The sequence below is a fragment of the Reyranella sp. genome, assembly GCF_004297265.1.
Lineage (GTDB): Bacteria > Pseudomonadota > Alphaproteobacteria > Reyranellales > Reyranellaceae > Reyranella.
On record NZ_SCUT01000059.1, the window covers coordinates 58,111 to 75,249 of the forward strand.

17 protein-coding genes are annotated in these 17,139 nt (G+C 66.7%); 9 read left to right on the forward strand and 8 right to left on the reverse strand.

All coding sequences use genetic code 11. From position 1 onward, the window contains the following. Nucleotides 1-22: 22 nt before the first annotated feature. Entirely contained in the window at nt 23-1,444 is a 1,422-nt protein-coding gene (locus EPO41_RS26690) for an MFS transporter (RefSeq protein WP_296332031.1), read from the forward strand. Here the strand turns inward: EPO41_RS26690 and EPO41_RS26695 are convergent, their stop codons facing one another. Further along, complete coding sequence (locus EPO41_RS26695; RefSeq protein ID WP_296332034.1) at nt 1,445-2,173, reverse strand: glutathione S-transferase N-terminal domain-containing protein; 729 nt, start codon at nt 2,171-2,173, stop codon at nt 1,445-1,447. Between the two features lie 111 nt (nt 2,174-2,284). Here EPO41_RS26695 and EPO41_RS26700 point away from each other — a divergent pair, with 111 nt between their 5' ends. Further along, nucleotides 2,285-4,594 carry a xanthine dehydrogenase family protein molybdopterin-binding subunit gene (locus EPO41_RS26700; RefSeq protein ID WP_296332036.1) on the forward strand — a complete coding sequence of 770 codons (2,310 nt, stop codon included), beginning with the start codon at nt 2,285-2,287 and terminating at the stop codon, nt 4,592-4,594. Next, the gene (locus EPO41_RS26705) at nt 4,591-5,472 is read left to right on the forward strand and encodes a DMT family transporter (RefSeq protein ID WP_296332038.1); all 882 of its coding nucleotides are present in this window, start codon (nt 4,591-4,593) and stop codon (nt 5,470-5,472) included. The genes EPO41_RS26700 and EPO41_RS26705 overlap by 4 nt, the downstream gene beginning before the upstream one ends. Nucleotides 5,473-5,654: 182 nt before the next feature. Here the strand turns inward: EPO41_RS26705 and EPO41_RS26710 are convergent, their stop codons facing one another. After that, nucleotides 5,655-7,259, reverse strand: coding sequence for an ABC transporter substrate-binding protein (locus EPO41_RS26710; RefSeq protein WP_296332040.1), 1,605 nt, complete (start codon nt 7,257-7,259; stop codon nt 5,655-5,657). A 68-nt stretch (nt 7,260-7,327) separates the two neighbouring features. On the opposite strand from EPO41_RS26710, the gene EPO41_RS26715 reads away from it, so the two are divergent. The 4 genes from EPO41_RS26715 (at nt 7,328) to ybaK (ending at nt 11,794) form a co-directional block, all read left to right on the forward strand. Beyond that, the gene (locus tag EPO41_RS26715; RefSeq protein WP_296332041.1) at nt 7,328-8,635 is read left to right on the forward strand and encodes an amidase; all 1,308 of its coding nucleotides are present in this window, start codon (nt 7,328-7,330) and stop codon (nt 8,633-8,635) included. Continuing rightward, complete coding sequence (locus EPO41_RS26720; RefSeq protein WP_296332044.1) at nt 8,632-9,900, forward strand: amidase; 1,269 nt, start codon at nt 8,632-8,634, stop codon at nt 9,898-9,900. Before EPO41_RS26715 ends, EPO41_RS26720 begins: the two co-directional genes overlap by 4 nt. Before the next feature lie 144 nt (nt 9,901-10,044). Next, nucleotides 10,045-11,271, forward strand: a complete 1,227-nt coding sequence (locus EPO41_RS26725; protein WP_296332046.1) for a hydantoinase/carbamoylase family amidase — start codon at nt 10,045-10,047, stop codon at nt 11,269-11,271. Between the two features lie 43 nt (nt 11,272-11,314). Continuing rightward, nucleotides 11,315-11,794: a Cys-tRNA(Pro) deacylase gene (gene ybaK / locus EPO41_RS26730; protein WP_296332047.1), complete on the forward strand. Its 480-nt coding sequence runs from the start codon at nt 11,315-11,317 to the stop codon at nt 11,792-11,794. Between the two features lie 176 nt (nt 11,795-11,970). Here the strand turns inward: ybaK and EPO41_RS26735 are convergent, their stop codons facing one another. After that, on the reverse strand, nt 11,971-12,780 hold the full coding sequence (locus tag EPO41_RS26735) for a hypothetical protein (RefSeq protein WP_296332050.1): 810 nt from the start codon (nt 12,778-12,780) through the stop codon (nt 11,971-11,973). A gap of 94 nt (nt 12,781-12,874) precedes the next feature. Between EPO41_RS26735 and EPO41_RS26740 the strand changes: the two genes are divergently transcribed. Continuing rightward, nucleotides 12,875-13,255, forward strand: coding sequence for a hypothetical protein (locus EPO41_RS26740; RefSeq protein WP_296332052.1), 381 nt, complete (start codon nt 12,875-12,877; stop codon nt 13,253-13,255). Between the two features lie 13 nt (nt 13,256-13,268). Here the strand turns inward: EPO41_RS26740 and EPO41_RS26745 are convergent, their stop codons facing one another. Next, a complete protein-coding gene (locus EPO41_RS26745) occupies nt 13,269-13,643 on the reverse strand; it encodes a DUF4189 domain-containing protein (protein WP_296332054.1) in 375 nt (124 codons plus the stop codon). Further along, nucleotides 13,640-14,380, reverse strand: a complete 741-nt coding sequence (locus EPO41_RS26750) for an alpha/beta fold hydrolase (RefSeq protein WP_296332056.1) — start codon at nt 14,378-14,380, stop codon at nt 13,640-13,642. The genes EPO41_RS26745 and EPO41_RS26750 overlap by 4 nt, the downstream gene beginning before the upstream one ends. Nucleotides 14,381-14,540: 160 nt before the next feature. Here EPO41_RS26750 and EPO41_RS26755 point away from each other — a divergent pair, with 160 nt between their 5' ends. Next, nucleotides 14,541-15,734 (forward strand): AI-2E family transporter, encoded by a 1,194-nt coding sequence (locus EPO41_RS26755; protein ID WP_296332058.1) that lies wholly within the window; start codon nt 14,541-14,543, stop codon nt 15,732-15,734. On the opposite strand, the gene EPO41_RS26760 is transcribed toward EPO41_RS26755, so the two are convergent. The 3 genes from EPO41_RS26760 to EPO41_RS26770 form a co-directional block, all read right to left on the reverse strand. After that, on the reverse strand, nt 15,701-15,964 hold the full coding sequence (locus EPO41_RS26760; protein ID WP_296332060.1) for a hypothetical protein: 264 nt from the start codon (nt 15,962-15,964) through the stop codon (nt 15,701-15,703). The two genes, EPO41_RS26755 and EPO41_RS26760, sit on opposite strands and share 34 nt — an antisense overlap. 43 nt (nt 15,965-16,007) lie before the next feature. Then, complete coding sequence (locus EPO41_RS26765) at nt 16,008-16,340, reverse strand: hypothetical protein (RefSeq protein WP_296332062.1); 333 nt, start codon at nt 16,338-16,340, stop codon at nt 16,008-16,010. A 68-nt stretch (nt 16,341-16,408) separates the two neighbouring features. Beyond that, complete coding sequence (locus EPO41_RS26770) at nt 16,409-17,113, reverse strand: DinB family protein (protein ID WP_296332222.1); 705 nt, start codon at nt 17,111-17,113, stop codon at nt 16,409-16,411. Nucleotides 17,114-17,139: the final 26 nt, after the last annotated feature.

Consider the following 17,139-nt stretch of genomic DNA (forward strand, 5'->3'; position numbering starts at 1 on the left):
AGGCCGATGCGTTGCACCGACTGTGCAGACCGACGTTCCCGCCCGTCTCGACCGTCTCCCGTGGAGTCGCTTCCACCGACTGGTCGTCGTTGCCCTGGGCATCACCTGGATCCTCGATGGACTGGAGGTCACCTTGGCGGGCTCGGTGGCGGCGGCGCTGCAAACCAGTCCGCGGCTGCAACTCACGGCCGAGCAGGTCGGCCTTACGGGGAGCGCCTATCTCGCCGGCGCCGTGCTGGGCTCACTGTTCTTCGGGCATCTCACCGATCGGCTGGGCCGCAAGAAGCTCTTCAACGTGACGCTCGGCGTCTATCTGGTCGCGACGGCGGCGACAGCCTTCTCCTGGGACTTCCACAGCTTCCTGCTGTTCCGCTTCCTGACCGGCGCGGGCATCGGCGGCGAATATTCGGCCATCAACTCGGCGATCCAGGAGCTAATCCCGGCGCGCCTGCGCGGCCGCATCGATCTTGCCATCAACGGAAGCTTCTGGATCGGTGCGGCCGGCGGCGCGCTGCTCTCGGTCTGGCTGCTCGATCCTGACGTGCTCGATCCCGACATGGGCTGGCGGCTGGCCTTCGGCAGCGGCGCGGTGCTGGGGCTCGTGATCCTCTACCTGCGGCGCTTCCTGCCCGAGAGCCCGCGCTGGCTGATGATCCACGGCAAGCCGCGCGAGGCCGAGGGCGTTGTCGAGGAGATCGAGGCGCGGGTCGCGGCGGATACGGGCCGGAAGCTGGAGCCGGTGACCAAGACATTGTCGCTGGGCGACCCGCACAAGACGACGATGGTTTCGGTCGCGCGCACCTTGCTCACGCATTATCGCGGCCGCACGACGCTGGGTGTCGTGCTGATGGCCTCGCAGGCCTTCGTCTACAACGCGATCTTCTTCACTTACGCGCTGATCCTCACCAAGTTCTACAGCGTGCCGGCCGACAAGGTCGGCCTCTACATCCTGCCCTTCGCGATCGGCAACTTCCTGGGGCCGCTGCTGCTGGGGCCGCTGTTCGATAGTATCGGGCGCCGTCAGATGATCACCGCCACCTATGCGATCTCGGGCGTGCTGCTGGCGGTGACGGGCTGGATGTTCCATGCCGGCCATCTCGATGCCACGACGCAGACGGCGATGTGGAGCGTGGTCTTCTTCTTCGCCTCGGCGGCGGCCAGTGCGGCCTATCTCACGGTCGGTGAGTGCTTCCCGCTCGAGATCCGCGCGCTGACCATCGCGCTGTTCTACGCCTTCGGCACCTTGTTCGGCGGTGTCGGCGGACCGTGGCTGTTCGGGGTGCTGATCGCCGGCGGCAGTTCGGGCGAGATCCTGTGGGGCTACATGCTGGGCGCGGTGCTGATGATCGCGGCGGCGTTCGTGACCCTGAAACTCGGCGTGGCGGCGGAGTGCAAGTCGCTGGAGGAGGTGGCGCCCCCTCTCTCCAGCGAGCAGCGTCTCTAGCTAGGCCACGCGGACGGGCCGCGCGCGCTGGTTGTAGAGCATCTTGCGGATGCGCTCCTGCTCCTCGGGCGGCAGCTTCTCGCGATCGACCGAAAAGTCGGCGCCGACCGCCATGCCCTTCTGGACGGCGGGGCGCGCACCGAGCTCCTCGAACCAGCGCTTGAAGTAGGGGAACTCCTCGATGTCCTGGCCCTGGAACTTCCAGTTCACCGTCCACGGATAGCAGATCATGTCGGCGATCGTGTACTGGTCGCCCGCCAGGTACTTGTGCTTGTAGAGGCGGTTGTTCAGCACGCCGTACAACCGGTTCACCTCGTCGGTGAAGCGCCTGATCGCATAGCTCTGGTCGCCTTCCTTGGCCTGGTCGAGCCGGCGGAAATGGCCGCACTCGCCGCTCTTCGGCCCCTGGTTGGCCATCTGCCAGATCAGCCATTCGTTCACTTCGTGCTTGGTGCGAAGGTCCTGCGGATAGAACTTCCCGGCCTTCTCGGCGATGTACATCATGATCGCGCCGGACTCGAACACGACCAGCGGCTTGCCGCCGTCGGCCGGCGCATTGTCGACCATCACCGGCATGCGGTGATTGGGATTCATCTCGAGAAACGCGTCCGTGAACTGGTCGCCCTGTCCGATGTTCACCGGCACGACCTTGTAGGGCAGGCCGCATTCCTCGAGCAGGATGGTGACCTTCTTGCCGTTGGGCGTCGGCCAGAAATGCAGATCGATCATTCGCTTCCTCCGAAAGGCTTGATGTGAGCCGGGTGGCGGGAGCCTCCGCCCGTCGTCGAGGCCCGTCAATGGTGTATGCTCGTGGCAAACGGACGGTTCGGGAGAAACCAGGTGGCGGATGGAAGCCAGGACGCAAGATCGATACGCCGCCTCGAGGATGGTCGTTTCCTCACGGGACACGGCCGTTACGTCGAGGATATCGAGGAACGCTACGCACTCCATGGCCATGTCCTGCGCTCGCCGCATGCCCACGCCCTGATCCGTTCACTTGACGTGTCGCCCGCGGCCTCGATGGCCGGTGTGCATCTGGTTGCGAACGCCAACGATCTCGCTGCCGACGGCCTGGGCCATATGCCGTGCCTGGCCGCGGTGAAGCCGATGATCGTGCCGCCGCGTCCGGCGCTGGCGATGGGCCGCGTCCGCCATGTCGGTGACCCCGTCTGCTTCGTCGTGGCCGACAGTGCGGAGATCGCGCGCGAGGCGGCAGAGCGGATCGAGATCGACTACGAGCCGTTGCCCTCCGTCGTCGACGGCCGCGCAGCGCTGGCGGAGGGAGCGCCTTCCCTGTGGGACGAGGCGCCGGGCAATCTGGTCTATCGCGTGCAGCGAGGCGACCACATTGCCGTCGCCGCCGCGATGAAGAACGCTGCGCATATCATCGAGGTCGACGTGACGAACAATCGCGTCATCGTCGTGCCGCTGGAGCCGCGCGCGGGTATCGCGCGCTACGACGCGGCGACCGACACCATGGATCTCGAACTGACGGGGCAGGGGCTGCACGGCATCCGCCGCCAGCTTGCGGAGTTCGTCTTCAAGGTGGCGCCCGAGCGCATCCAGCTCAGCGCGCCCGATGTCGGCGGCGGATTCGGGATGAAGAACTTCCTCTATCCGGAATGGATCCTGCTGCTGTGGGCGGCGCGCCGGCTGAAGCGCCCGGTGCGCTGGCTGGCCGATCGCGCCGAGGAGTTCGTGATGGGGGCGCAGGGCCGCGACATCGCGGCGACGGCGCGGATCGCGCTCGACGGGACGGGACGCATCCTCGCGCTCGACGTGGCGATGGTCGCCAATCTCGGTGCCTATCTGTCGGGCAACGGGCCCGGCGCCTCGGTGGTCGCCGCCTCGACGGCGCAGGGCGGCGTGTATGACATTCCCGCGATTGCCGTCGATGTGCGCGGCGCGCTTACCAACACGGTGCCGGTCGACGCCTATCGCGGCGCCGGCAAGCCGGAGGCCAACTATATCGTCGAGCGGGCCATCGAGGCGGCGGCGCGTGCGCTCGGCCGCGATCCGGCGGACTTGCGGCGGCAGAACCTGATCTCGTCCTTCCCGCACAGGACCGCGATGGGCATGGCGATCGACTCAGGCGACTTCGTGGCAAACCTCGATACCGCCGTGGCGCGCGCCCCGGGCTTCGAGGCGCGGCGCGCGGCCGCGAAGATGCGCGGCCGCCTCCGCGGCCTCGGTGTCGCCTGCTTTCTCGAGACATCACGCGGCGCGCCCAATGAGGGAGCCGAAGTGCGCTTCGATCCGGATGGCAGCGTCATGATCGCCGTCGGCACCGAATCGAACGGGCAGGGGCACGAAACGTCCTTTGCCCAGATCGCGTCGCGGCATCTCGGCCTGCCGATCGAGGCTTTCCACTATGTCCAGGCCGATACGCGCGCCGTGAGGAGCGGCGCGGGACATGGCGGGGCGCGCTCGATGCACATGGGAGGTGCGGCCCTGGTCAAGGCGATGGATGCTGCCCTCGCAAAAGCGCGCAAACTCGCGGCACATCTCTTGCAGGCCAGCGAGCATGAGCTCGACTACGACCGGGGGCGCTTCACGGTGCGCGGCAGCGACCGCGCCATCGATCTCGCTTCGCTGGCGGCCAGCGCACGGGAGGCGGCGAATCTGCCCGACGGCATGTCGCCGGGACTGGGTGAGCACGTGTTGAACATCACCGACATCTTCACCTTCCCGAGCGGATGCCACGTCGCCGAGGTCGAGATCGATCCGGAGACGGGCGCCGTCGACCTGCTGAGATACACCGCGGTCGACGACTACGGACGCCTGATCAATCCGATGCTGACCGAGGGACAGGTGCAGGGCGGTCTCGCCCAGGGTATTGGTCAGGCCCTGCTGGAGCACACGGTCTACGATCCGCAATCCGGCCAGCTCCTCAGCGGTTCGCTGATGGACTACACCTTGCCGCGCGCGACCGACCTGCCGTTCTTCGACATCCAGCTGGTCGAGCGGCCGACCGATGCCAATCCGCTGGGCGTGAAGGGTTCGGGTCAGGCGGGGTGCATCGGCGCGCCGCAGACGGTGATGGCCGCCGTCCTCGACGCGCTGCGTCCGGCCGGTGTCGATCGTCTCGAAATGCCGGCCACGCCGGCGCGCGTCTGGGAGGCGCTGCAGCGCGTGAAGCCTGGACATTGACGCCGCAATCCGCACCGGCCGGCCAGCGCATCCTGGCCGGCATCCTCTTCATGTGCGGCGCGGGCCTGCTGTTTCCGATCATGAGCGGCTTCGCGAAGTTCCTGGGCGCCGACTACAATACCCTGCAGATCTCGTGGGCGCGTGCCTTCGGCCATATCGTCTATATGCTGATCTTCTTCGTTCCGCGTTTCGGTCTCGGCATGCTGCGCACGCGGCGGCCGGGCACGCAGCTCGTGCGCTCGTTGATGCTGTTCACGTCGAACGTCGCGAGCTTCCTCGCCATCGTCTACATCCCCTTGGGCAAGGCGGCGGCCATCACGATGATGGCGCCGCTGCTCGTGTTGCCGCTTGCCTGGCTCGTGCTGGGCGAACGCGCCGCGCGCGCTCATATCGGCGCACTGCTGGTCGGCTTCGTGGGCGTGCTGGTCCTGATCCAGCCAGGCAGCGCGGTCTTCCAGTGGGCGGCCTTGCTTTCGCTCCTGAGCGCGGCCTGCTACGCCATCTACCAGGTGCTGACGCGACTGATTTCCAGCATCGACACGCCGGAGACCTCGGCGATCTACAGCTCGATCGTCGGCGGTTTCGGCATGTTCCTGGTGCTGCCCTTCGTCTGGAAGACGCCGCACAGCGCCCGCGACATCTTCTATTTCTGCAGCCTCGGCGTGCTGGGCGGCACCGGCCACTATTTCGTCGCCCGCGCGCTCACCTATGCGCCGGCCAACATCGTGGCGCCGTTCCAGTACATGCAGCTCATCGGCTCGGTGGTCGTGGGCTACCTGTTCTTCGGAGACTTCCCGGATTTGCTGGGCTGGGTCGGCGCCGCCATCATCGTCGGTGCCGGCCTCTACATCGGCTGGTCGCAGCGCAAGCGGGGTTAGGATCCCGCCTCAAGTTGAAACACTTAACCTTATCCTGAGGAGGCCGCACCGCGGCCGTCTCGAAGGACGGGCAACAGACGTGGTGCTCGTTCCCACCCTTCGAGACGCGCTCCTGCGGAGCGCTCCTCAGGGTGAGGCCGGTTTTGGGAAGACGATGTGATTCTTTTTCGCTCGGAGAGACTTTAACCGACCGTCACCGGCGAGAAGTCGACGTACCAGCTCTTGGGATGGACGTAGCCCTTCACCTTGGAAGAGATCGCGTTCGGCCAGACGTCATGGACGAACCAGACGAACACGGCTTCGTCGACCATGCGGGTGTTGATCCTGGCCAGCACCTTGTCGAGTTCCGCGGGATCGGAGGTGCTGCGCGCCTCGGCGGCCAGCTTGTCGAACTCCGGATCGTTGATGTAGCCCCAGTTCGAGCCCTTGGGCGGGACCTGCTGGCTGTCGACGAAGCGCATGAAGGCGTTGTGCGGGTCCATCGTGTTCCAGCTCACGTTGATGGCGTTGAACGAGGCCGCTTCCGGTGCCTTGGCGCCCTGGCGCATGAAGTTGAGCAGCGCGTTCCAGTCCATCACCTGGAACTCCAGCTCGACGCCCACCTCGGCGAATTGCTGCTGGATGAACTCGTTCATGATCAGTGGATACATCTGGCCCGAGCCCGAGGTCGAGATCGCGACCTTCAGCTTGAGCTTCTTCTGCGGCCCGTAGCCGGCTTCGGCCAGCAGCTTCTTCGCCTCCGCCGGATCGTAGCGGATCTTGAAGGTCGGATTGCCGAACCAGGGATGATCGACCGGCACGCAGCCGACGGCTGGCGCCGCGAGGCCGTTCAGCAGCTTCACCATCGCGTCCCGGTCGACCGCGAGGTTCAGCGCCTTGCGCACCCGGATGTCGGCGGTCGGCGCGCCCGGCAGCATGCTGAGCGTATAGGGCCACATGTGTGGAATGGCGTTCGTCTCGATCTTGCAGCCGCCGGCGCGCAGCTTGTCGAGCGAGTCGGGGGCGGGTGCCTCGATCCAGTCGACCCGGCCCGACAGGAGCGCGGCCGTGCGGGTCGAGACGTCGGGAATCGGCAGCAGCACCATCCGCTCGGTCCTGGGCAGCCGCTCCTTGTTCCAGTAGTCGTTGTTGCGCTCCAGCTCGGCGCGCTCGCGCGGCGTCCAGGCCTTCATCTTCCACGGGCCAGTGCCCGACGGCGACTTGCGATAGGCCTGCCAGTCGCGGCCGACCTTCTCGAAGTTGGCCGGGCTCGCGATCGGGAAACGGTTGAGCAGCGAGGGGAAGATCGTGTCGACGCCCTTGGTCTGCATCTCGACCTTGTAATCGTCGATCTTGCGATAGCCGATCACCGGCCAGACCGCCGCGATCAGGATGCTGCGGCCGGTGCGATCGAAGGCCGGCGACTTGTCGTTCAGGGTGCGCTCGAGGGTGAAGATCACCGCGTCGGCGTTGAAGTCGGAGCCGTCGTGGAACTTCACGCCCTGGCGCAGCTCGAAGATCCACTTCGTCGGATCGGCCGGGTCCTGATACCACTTGGTCGCGAGGCCGGGCACCAGCTTCGCGGGCGCGGTCGCCGACGTCAGGTCCCAGGCGACCAGCGGATCGTAGATCGTGTAACCCATGAAGCGGATGCCTTCGGTGCCCTGGTCGGGCGCGCCGTCGGTCGCGGGGATGTCGGCCAGTGTCATGGCGATGCGCAGAGGCGCGGATTGTTGCGCTTTTGCCGAGCTCGTGCCGATGAGGGAAAGCGCGGTGCCGGAAAGAAGGGCGGCGCGACGGGTAAGCATTGAAGGACCTCCGTGGTTCCGCTGCTCGAAGCACGAAGCGAGCCACCCCGCAGCGCACTGGACGCGGCATGTTTCTTGCTGTTTTGCTGGCGACCATGGCCGCGCTGAATACGCTTACCGCCACCGAACTCGCGCAACGACTGGACTCCGGAGCGGCCACCGCCGAGGGGATCGTGCGCGACCATCTCGACCGCATCGACCAGCGCGACGCCGACGTGCTCGCCTGGTCGCATCTCGCGCGCGAGGCTGCCCTTCAAACCGCCAGGGTGCTCGATCGCGGGCCACGCAAGGGGTTGCTGCACGGTATCCCGATGGGTGTGAAGGACATCATCGATTCCTACGACCAGCCGACGACCTATGGCTCGCCGATCTACCGCACGCACCAGCCGCTGGCCGACGCTGCGACTGTCGCTCTGGCGCGCGAGGCCGGCGCCATCCTGCTCGGCAAGACGGTAACGACGGAATTCGCCAATCGTCATCCCGGCCCGACGAAGAACCCGCACAATCCCGCGCATACGCCGGGCGGCTCTTCTTCGGGCTCGGCGGCGGCGGTCGCCGATTTCCAGACCGTGTTGGGCACCGGCACGCAGACCGGTGGCTCGGTCATCCGTCCCGCCGCCTTCTGTGGCGTCGTGGGCTACAAGCCGACCTACGGCCACTTCGCGCCGGCCGGTATGAAGGCCAATACCGAATGGCTCGACACGATCGGCGCCTATGCCCGCAGCGTCGAGGACATTGCCCTGTTCCGCGCAGCCCTGATGGCGATGCCCTTCACGCCCATCGACAAGCTCGACCGGCCGCCGAGGATTGCCGTCGCCTTCACACATCATCGCGACGAACTTTCACCGGAGGGCACGAAGGCCCTGAACGATGCCGCGGCGGCTTTCGCCAAGGCCGGTGCGCAGGTGAGCGAGATCGAGCTCCCCGCGCCGGTGCGCGACATGACCCAGGGCCAGAAGACGCTGTCGGCCTTCGATGGGCCGCGCGCCCACGCCGACGAGGCGCGGCGCTTCACCGGCCTGCTGAGCGAGAGCCTGAAGAAGGACAAGCTCGAAGCCGGCTCGAAGATCGACTACGCGACCTGGGTGGCCGCCCGGAAGCTCGGCGAAACCGGCCGCGCCGCGGTCGATGCGCTGTTTGGGGAGATCGACGTCATCCTGACGGCGCCGGCCAAGGGCGAGGCGCCGGTCGGCCTCGAACGGACCGGCGATGCCACTTTCAACCTGCTCTGGACCTATCTCTGGATGCCCTGCGTGACCCTGCCTCTGACCAAGGGACCGACGGGCCTGCCAGTCGGCATCCAGCTCGTCGGCCGCCAGCATGAGGATGCGGGCCTTCTCGACATCGCGGCCTGGGCGCGGAGCGTGCTGTCATGAAAGCGATCACCGCCGTCGAAGCCGTGGCCGCCATCGAGGCCGGCACGCTTACCTCCGAAAAGCTGGTGCGCCGTTGTCTCGACCGCATTGCCGAGCGCGACGACATCGTGAAGGCCTGGGTGCATCTCGATCCCGACCAAGCCATCGCGCAGGCGAAGGCCGCCGATGCGGCAAGCGGCGGCCTGCTGCGCGGCATCCCGGTCGGCGTGAAGGACATCATCGACACCTACGACATGCCGACCGGCCACAACTCGCCGATCTTCGCGGGGACTGTGCCGTTCGGCGATGCGGCCTGCGTGGCGCTCTGCCGCACCGCCAACGCCGTCATCATGGGCAAGACCGTGACGACGGAGTTCGCCAACCGTCATGCCGGCGCGACGACGAACCCGCACAATCCCGCGCACACGCCGGGCGGGTCATCCTCGGGATCGGCCGCGGCCGTCGCCGATGGGCATGTGCCGCTGGCCTTCGGCACGCAGACCGGCGGCTCGGTGATCCGGCCGGCCGCCTATTGCGGTGTCATCGGTTACAAGCCGACCTTCGGCGACTTCAACCGTGTCGGCATCAAGATGCAGTGCCATTCGGTCGATACGCTGGGTCTCATGGCGCGCACGCTCGACGACATCGCCCTGTTCCGCGCTGCCGTGCTGAAGCTGCCGCCGGTTTACATTGATTACGATATCGGCCGGCCGCGCATCGGTTTCTGCCGCTCGCCGGTCTGGGACAAGGCCGAGCCCGAGACCAAGGCGCTGATGGAAGAGACCGCGACCCGGCTCTGCGACAAGGGCGCGTCCGTGGTCGACGTGACCTTTGCTGCGCCCTTTGCCGATATCATCGACGACCATGCCGCGATCACCGGCTTCGAGAGCGTGCGCAACTATGCCGACGAGCGGGTGCGCAATCCCGACAAGGTGAGCGACGAGCTGATGAACGGGCCGATGAAGCGCGGCCTCGCCGTCTCCTTCGAGCGCTATGTGGCGGCGCAGCGCAAGGCCACTTCCTTCAAGGCCCATGTCGACTCGCTGTTCGACAAGGTCGACCTGCTGCTGACGCCGAGCGCACCGGGCGAGGCGCCCAAGGGCCTCGCCTCGACGGGCGATCCGGTCTTCAACTCGATCTGGACACTTGCGGGCACACCCTGCGTGACCCTGCCGGCCGGCACCGGCCCGAACGGCCTGCCGCTCGGCGTCCAGCTCGTCGGCCGGCGTCACGACGACGACCGCCTGCTTTCCCTTGCCGCCTGGGTCGCGGCGCATCTGAACTGATGTTCAGGACAGTAAATCCTCATCCTGAGGGGCATCGCGTAGCGATGCGTCTCGAAGGATGGGCAACAGACAAGGTGCGGGTTCCCATCCTTCGAGACGCGGCCCGGGGGGCCGCTCCTCAGGATGAGGTGGAGGAGAACTGATATGCCCACGATCAATGATGAACGACTGCTCGGCGACCTGCGGCGCATTGCCGATTTCGGCCGCTACCAGACCGGCGTGCATCGCCCGCACCTGTCGCCACAGGATGTCGAGAGCCGGCACTGGCTCGCGGCGCGCATGAAGGAAGCGGGTCTCGAACCGGTGATCGACGGCATCGGCACGGTGATCGGCAAGAGTCCCAAGACCGGTCCGCGCATCCTGATCGGCTCGCACTCCGACACCCAGCCGCGCGGCGGCTGGCTCGACGGTGTCATGGGCGTGATCTACGGGCTCGAAGTGGCCCGGGCGCTGGCGGAAGATCCCGAGACCGCGCATCTCGCCGTCGACGTCGCCTCCTGGGCCGACGAGGAGGGCCATTGGGGGCAGATGACCGGCAGCCGCTCCTTCATCGGCATCTTCTCCGAGGCCGATATCGACAAGGCGAAGCATCGCGATGAGGGCACGCCGATGCGCGAGGCGCTGAAGGCGGCCGGCCTCGAGGGCGTGCCGCGCGAGCATCTGGAGGAGGGGCGGTACCGCGGCTACCTCGAGGCGCATATCGAGCAGGGCGGCCTCCTCGAAGCGGGCGAGAAGCGCATCGGTATCGTCACGGCGATCGTCGGCATCATGCAGTTCCGCCTGACCTTCAGCGGCATCCAGAATCATGCCGGCACGACGCCCATGCCGATCCGCAAGGATGCGGGCGTCGCCATGATGCGGCTCTACAACGACGTGATGGACAAGTTCCCCGCCGTCTCCGGTCCGCGCAGCGTGTGGACCGTCGGCAAGATGGTGCTGGAGCCCGGCGCGCCGGCGATCGTTCCCGGCCGGGCCGAGATGATCCTCCAGTTCCGCGACGCCGACTTCAAGATCCTGCAGGCCTTCGAGGCCAAGCTGATGGAGATCGTCGCCGATCACCAGAAGAACAGCCCCTGCAAGGTCGAGTGCGTGAACCTCTCGCGCACCCAGCCGCTGGTGATGGACGAGCGCTTCCTCGAGGCGATCGAGGAGTCGGCGGCCGTCCATGCCCCGGACAAGCATGTCCGCATGCCGTCGGGTGCCGGCCACGATGCGCAGGTGATCGGGCTCAAGATGCCGGCCGCCATGATGTTCGTGCCCTCGATCGGCGGCATCTCGCATCACTTCACCGAGAACACCCACGACGCCGATATCGTGCTGGGCTGCCAGGTCTTCGCCGACGCCGCGGCGAAAATTCTGAAGGGAAACTGACCGGCGACGGCGCTATCCTGTTCCTCGTCGAGTGAGGAGCAGGATGTCGAAGGTCACGCGCGCCACGAAGGCGCTGGAGCAGCCGAAGGTCGCTTTCACCGTCCATACCTATGACTACGACCCCGACGCCGACAAGGTCGGCCTGCAGGCCGCCGAGGCGCTGGGCGAAGAGCCGCAGCGCGTGCTCAAGACGCTGATGACCCTGGTCGACGGCAAGCCCGCCTGCGTGATCGTGCCCTCCGATCGCGAAGTCTCGATGAAGAAGCTGGCGGCGGCCTTCAAGGGCAAGTCGGCCGAGATGATGAAGCCCGCCGATGCCGAACGGATGACCGGCTACAAGGTCGGCGGCATCAGCCCGTTCGGCCAGATGCGGTCCGTGCGGACCGCCATCGAAGCCGAGGCCATGGCGCACGAGCTGGTCTTCCTCAACGGCGGCCAGCGCGGCCTGCAGGTGAGGATGTCCCCGCAGGACGTCGCGATGGTGCTGAAGGCCGTGGTCGCCCCGCTGGTGGCTTCGGTTTAGCGGGCCAGACAGGGGCAATCCCAAAACAAAATCCCGTCGTCTCGACCGGAGCGCGCAGCGCGGAGTGGAGAGACCTCTTTTCCGCGATTTGGCGGCATTGCGTGGAGACAAGATCTCTCCACTCCGCACCTTCGGTGCTCCGGTCGAGATGACGGGATTTGTGTTGAAGACCCTCTTTACTGTGCCGCCGCCAGATAGCGGGCGAGGTTGCCGGCGCGGTCGGCGGGCAGCCTGGAGGGCGTGGCGTTCAGACGGATACCCAGTTCGCACGCCTCCTCGGCGGAGAGCTTCGCGAGGTTCTGCAGCTTCTCGAAGTCGGCCGGTGTCAGGCCGGCCTCGACGAGCAGGTCGCGCGCTTCGGTGTCATTCGGCACCGGCGGCGGTGCGGCGGCGCCCGACTTCAGCGCCGTGCGGCCCGAGCGATAGGCCTTCTCCATCGCCGTCAGCATCTCGCGCATCAGCTTCTGGCCCTGCGCGTCGAGCCGGTCGGCGTGCTGGATGCCGATCAACGCCAGCTCGCGACAGGCCGCGACATTGGTGCCGCGCAGGTGCCGCATCAGCGCGATGCGTGCCGCCAGCACGCCCTCGGCATCGGCAGCGTCGGCCGCCTTCAGCGCCGGCACGATATGGGTGGCGCGCAGCTCGCTCATCAGCACCAGCGGACGCGGCGCGCCCTGGGTCGTCGGGTTGCGCAGCTCCTCTCTCAGGGAGGCGCGCAGCCGTGGCTCGGCGTCGGGCACGTCGGCCAGGACCAGGCCGACGAGGGGCAGGGTGCGCGCTTCCACCATGGCATTGTCGACCATCTGCGTGTCGTCGCCGGTCAGGGCCTCGAGCCCGTAAACCGCGCCGGCGGCGGCCAGCGCGCCGGCGATCGCCGCCGCCACCGACCGTGTCAGACGCTGCCGAGAAGAGGCGGTGCGGCCAAACAGATAGAGGGCGGCACCGGCCGCCACGGCCACGACGAAGACGACGGCGATTTTCTCCAACAGCTACTCCTGTTTGCGCGCACGGTCAGACATGGTAATCGCGCTACCCTGCCGCACGGATGCGGTGGAATGTAGGCAACGCAGACCGCAAATCATGCCGATTCATGTCGATATCCATCACCCCAGCCGGCTGGTCGTTGCCGTCGTCCGCGGCGCGTTCACGGCCGACGACGTGCGCGAGGCGGTGCAGCAGGCTCTGGCGAGCGACGTCCTGCACTATGGCAAGCTCATCGACATTGCCTCGCCCACGTTTCCAATGAACAAGGCCGGCGTCGAGGCAATAGCCAATCTCATTCTCAGCCGGAACGCCGGCAAGACGCCGGGGCCGGTGGCGTTCGTCGTCAGTCCGGGGCAGGCGGCTGACAATGCCGAAACGTTCGCCCGGCTCACCGGAGGCCTGCGGCCGGTGAAGGTATTTCAAAGCCTTCACGAGGCGCGAAAGTGGCTGGCCGGGATTTCGCGGCCGCCGGCCTGACCGGCACGAAGACCTACTCGAAGCAGCGAGCGCTGCGGATGGTGCAGGAGTTGCTGGGCACCCGGGCGTTGCACTCGTTCCAGGCGGATTGTTCCGCGTCCTGTCTGGTGGGCGCGGCGCCGTAACCCGAGGCTTGCCCGTTGTCGCTGTGGGCGTAGGCGATACAGCGCTGTGGCGCGCTCATCCGGATCCTGCATTCCAGCGGCCCGCATTCGGCCAGCGCCGAGGTCTCGGCCGCCTCGCGCGTCGCCATGCCGGCCGAGACGCCGAACAGGCGTTCGTTGTCGGTCGCGACGGCTCCCCAAACCTCTTGGGCCTGTGCCGTTGCCACGATTGCCGCGGTCGTCGCGAGAAAGGTGGCGAGCAGGATCGTCAGTCTCTTCATCATTGTGTGTGCTTCTTGAGGAAAGTACGGACACGCTTGATCGATTCTTGCAGGAACTGCGGCGCCCGCCAATCCTTCTGCACCTCGACGTTGGGGGCGAGCGCCGCGATCTCGTCGCTGGTGTGGGCGGGATGCGGCTTGTCGGTGCCCGGCTGCAGCAGCAGCGGCGTCCTGCAATTCCTGACGAAGTCGCGCGTGACCGAGAAGACGAAATCCTGGCCGAACATGTTCCGGCCGAAGCTCTGGATCGTGGCCTCGGAGATCGAGGGATCGCGCGCCCGAACGGTCTCGCCGTAACCCAGCACGGCCGCATCCCAGGTGTCGCGGTTCTCCCACAGGCCGATCGGGTTCTGCAGCACGGCGGCGGCGACGCGATCCGGCGCCTGTTCGATCGCCTCGAAGCAGTAGCTGCCGCCGATGCAGCCGCCCATCACCGCGAAGCGCCCGAAGCCCAGATGGTCGATCAGCGCGAGATGGTCGGCGGCAAACGTGTGCCAGCCGTGGTCGGCCTTCACGTCGGCCACCGACTTGCCGGCATTGCGCTGATCCATCGAGATGACGGTGAACTTGTCGGCAAGCGCGGTGCGCGGGTCCATCCAGGCCCGCGGTGCGCCGTCGGCGCCGGGGCCCCAGAACTCGATCGACGAGCGCAGGCCGCCGGGTGCGTAGAGCAGCAGCGGAAAGCCCTTGCCGTGGACCTCGTAGTGGATGTCGGCATCGGGCCGCTTCAGGATCGGCATGTACTCGCCTCCGTTAGATTTCCTCTGCGGCTTATATCCGATCGAGTCGATGATCGTCTTCCAAACGTGCGAGGTCCTTGGCCCTGCGCTCGGTGAGTTGCAGGGAAGTGGACTGGAACTCCCTTTGCGGAAGGGCGTTATTGCCGATCAGCGAGGTTCCGTGGCCGAGAATTCAGTCCAGCACGTGCCGACCGTCCATGTTCGGGGCGGCTCGGCCATACGCCGGCCCTTGATCGTTCTCGCGGTCTGTGCGGTCGGCATCATCGCCTACCTTGCCCGCGACTTCCTGATTCCCACGGCGGCTGCAATCGTTCTGGCGCTGGTCCTGACACCGGTCGCAAAGAAGTTCGAACGCCTGCATATGCCTCCGGCCGCGGCCGCGGGCGCCTCGGTGTCCTTGCTGGCGCTTGTCGTCGCGGGCCTGCTGGTGGTTTCCGCGCCGGCGATCACGAGCTGGGCGGAGCAGGCGCCCTATCTCACCTATACGCTGGAGCGGAAGCTCGAAGGACTTCGCAAGTCGCTGGCTTTCGTGAAGCAGGTCACCGATCGGGTGGAGCAGGCGACCCAGGCCCAGCCGGCACAGGCCACCCGGGAACAGACACCGCCGGAAAAGATCGTGGTCCGCGACAAGTCCCTGATCTCGGAGCTCGTCAGCACCACGCCGGCGCTGCTGCTCCAGATCGGCTACGCGGCCGTTCTGGCCTTCATGCTTCTGGCGCATCGCAACGACCACAAGCGCCAGATCCTCCGTGTTCCTATCGACTTCCACACCAGGGTGCGGATCGCTCGGGTCATGCGGGACATAAACGACCGCGTCGGCACCTATCTGTTTGCGCTGGTGGTCATCTACTCGCTGGTGGCGCTCGCTTCGACCATCGTGTTGGCGTTGCTGGGTTTCCCCAATCCCCTGCTGTGGGGCGTGCTGATGGGCCTGGCTTCCTTCGTGCCGTTCGTCGGACCGCCCGTTGCCATCGGACTGGTGGCCTTCGTTGCTCTCCTCACCTACGAGGACTGGATGCGCATGCTGGCCGCACCGGCGGTGCTCGCGGCCATCCACTTCGTCGAGTCGCAGCTCATTACGCCGACCTTCGTCAGTCGCCGGTGCGCGCTCAACACCGTGGCGGTGTTCGCGGGGGTGGCATTCCTGGGATGGATGTGGGGTGCTGTGGGCGCCATCGTCGCGGTGCCGCTGCTGATCCTGGTCAGCACGGTTGCGGCGCATCTGCCGTCGCTGCGCTGGCTGGAAGTCCTGCTGTCGGAAGATCGGCCGGTGAGCGAGCGGCTTGCGGTGAAGCCTCCGCTGGCGTCCGTCACGCCTGTTCAGGTGCGGCGTCGCCGCGTGGCCGCGAAATAGGCGAGACCAAGAAGCCCCCAGAACACTCCGACGATCGCCGAGGCGCCGGCCGGATTGAGCTGGCTCTCCAGCAACGCAAAAGCCGAAAACGTCAGGAAGATCGCGCCGACGGCGATAGCGAGCGCAGCGCCCATCGTCAGCAGGGCGCGGTTCACCGCGTCCTGCGCGGCGGCACGCAGCGAGCGGGCCGCGGCAGCGCTTGCCGCGACCCGGAGCAGGGGGCCGATCATCGAGGGTCTCTTCTCCAGGCGAGGCCGGACAGTCCTGGGCCGGCTATTGCCGACGACAAAGCCAGCCTGCGAGGAAGCCGATCCCGACGATGGCGGCAAGCGTCGTCAGCGGTCGCGCTTCGGTCTGCTCGACCAGCTTGTCGGTCGCCTTGTTCTTCAGGCTGATCGTGTCCTCGGCGATCGCCTTGGCGGTGTCGCCATATTTGGCGATCAGTTCGCGGGCCGACTTGATGGTCTCCTCGACGGCTTCCTCGCCACGGGCGACCATCGAATGGCCGGTACCGCTCATCGATTCCGTGAGTTCCTCGAGCTGGGCCTTGAGAAGGCTGATCTCCTTGGCGAGATCCTTGCCGTTGGCGTGGCTGACAGCGCGCATGGTTGTTCCTCCGGAGAAATAGGTGTGTCTGGCAGACCAAACGCCCCGCGAGGCCGGAGGTTGCGATTCTAGCCGTCCCAGACGTTCCGAGGCATGGGAAGGCGCGCGAAATCGGCATCGCGGAGGGGCCGGTCGTGAGACACGCCCTCCCGCTCCAGCAGCATCATCCACTGGCGGACGTGCTGGCCGGAATGCCAGGTCGTGCGCTCCAGCAGCTCGTGCAGGGTCTGCGGGCCGTAGTAGGTCGAGAGCATTCGCGTTGCGCCGGTGTCGCCGTGAGCCCACCAGGTGCGGAATCGCTCCTGGACGACGGCGCCATAGGCCGCCACCGACGCCATGTCGGCATCGGCCGCCGGCTCCTCGCGGAACGCCGCCTGCACCAGGGTCGTACCCTGCTCGGCGTCGAGGAAGGCCGCGACGACGCGGAAGAGATGGAAGGCGAGCGCGCGGTAGCTGCGCGGCCGGCCCGGTACGTGGATGTGGAGTTTCTCGTCCGGCATGAGCGGCAGCAACCCGATGGCTGCGGTCATGAACCTGTCGAGGCGTGCATAGAGTTCGGCAGGGGAGAGTTCGGGGCCCGATTTTTCCTGCAGGCCGAGGAAGGCCACGATCTCACGTGTGCTCTGGCCGAAGATGAACTGGCGGCCGCGCGACAGGACCGGTACGGAGCGCGCACCCAGCGCCTGCAGCTCGGCGAGCCCGGCCGGATCTTCGAGGACATTCACGGAAACGAAGTCGATCCCACGGATCGATAGAAACTCTTTGAGTCTCAGGCAGCTCGTTCAACCGGGCTGCCAGA

What these genes read in the sequence shown, in the direction of transcription:
- EPO41_RS26695 (WP_296332034.1), bottom strand. Translation starts at nt 2,173, where the DNA reads ATGATCGATCTGCATTTCTGGCCGACGCCCAACGGCAAGAAGGTCACC.
- EPO41_RS26710 (WP_296332040.1), bottom strand. Translation starts at nt 7,259, where the DNA reads ATGCTTACCCGTCGCGCCGCCCTTCTTTCCGGCACCGCGCTTTCCCTC.
- EPO41_RS26715 (WP_296332041.1), top strand. Translation starts at nt 7,328, where the DNA reads ATGTTTCTTGCTGTTTTGCTGGCGACCATGGCCGCGCTGAATACGCTT.
- EPO41_RS26720 (WP_296332044.1), top strand. Translation starts at nt 8,632, where the DNA reads ATGAAAGCGATCACCGCCGTCGAAGCCGTGGCCGCCATCGAGGCCGGC.
- EPO41_RS26725 (WP_296332046.1), top strand. Translation starts at nt 10,045, where the DNA reads ATGCCCACGATCAATGATGAACGACTGCTCGGCGACCTGCGGCGCATT.
- ybaK (WP_296332047.1), top strand. Translation starts at nt 11,315, where the DNA reads ATGTCGAAGGTCACGCGCGCCACGAAGGCGCTGGAGCAGCCGAAGGTC.
- EPO41_RS26740 (WP_296332052.1), top strand. Translation starts at nt 12,875, where the DNA reads ATGCCGATTCATGTCGATATCCATCACCCCAGCCGGCTGGTCGTTGCC.
- EPO41_RS26745 (WP_296332054.1), bottom strand. Translation starts at nt 13,643, where the DNA reads ATGATGAAGAGACTGACGATCCTGCTCGCCACCTTTCTCGCGACGACC.
- EPO41_RS26750 (WP_296332056.1), bottom strand. Translation starts at nt 14,380, where the DNA reads ATGCCGATCCTGAAGCGGCCCGATGCCGACATCCACTACGAGGTCCAC.
- EPO41_RS26760 (WP_296332060.1), bottom strand. Translation starts at nt 15,964, where the DNA reads ATGATCGGCCCCCTGCTCCGGGTCGCGGCAAGCGCTGCCGCGGCCCGC.
- EPO41_RS26765 (WP_296332062.1), bottom strand. Translation starts at nt 16,340, where the DNA reads ATGCGCGCTGTCAGCCACGCCAACGGCAAGGATCTCGCCAAGGAGATC.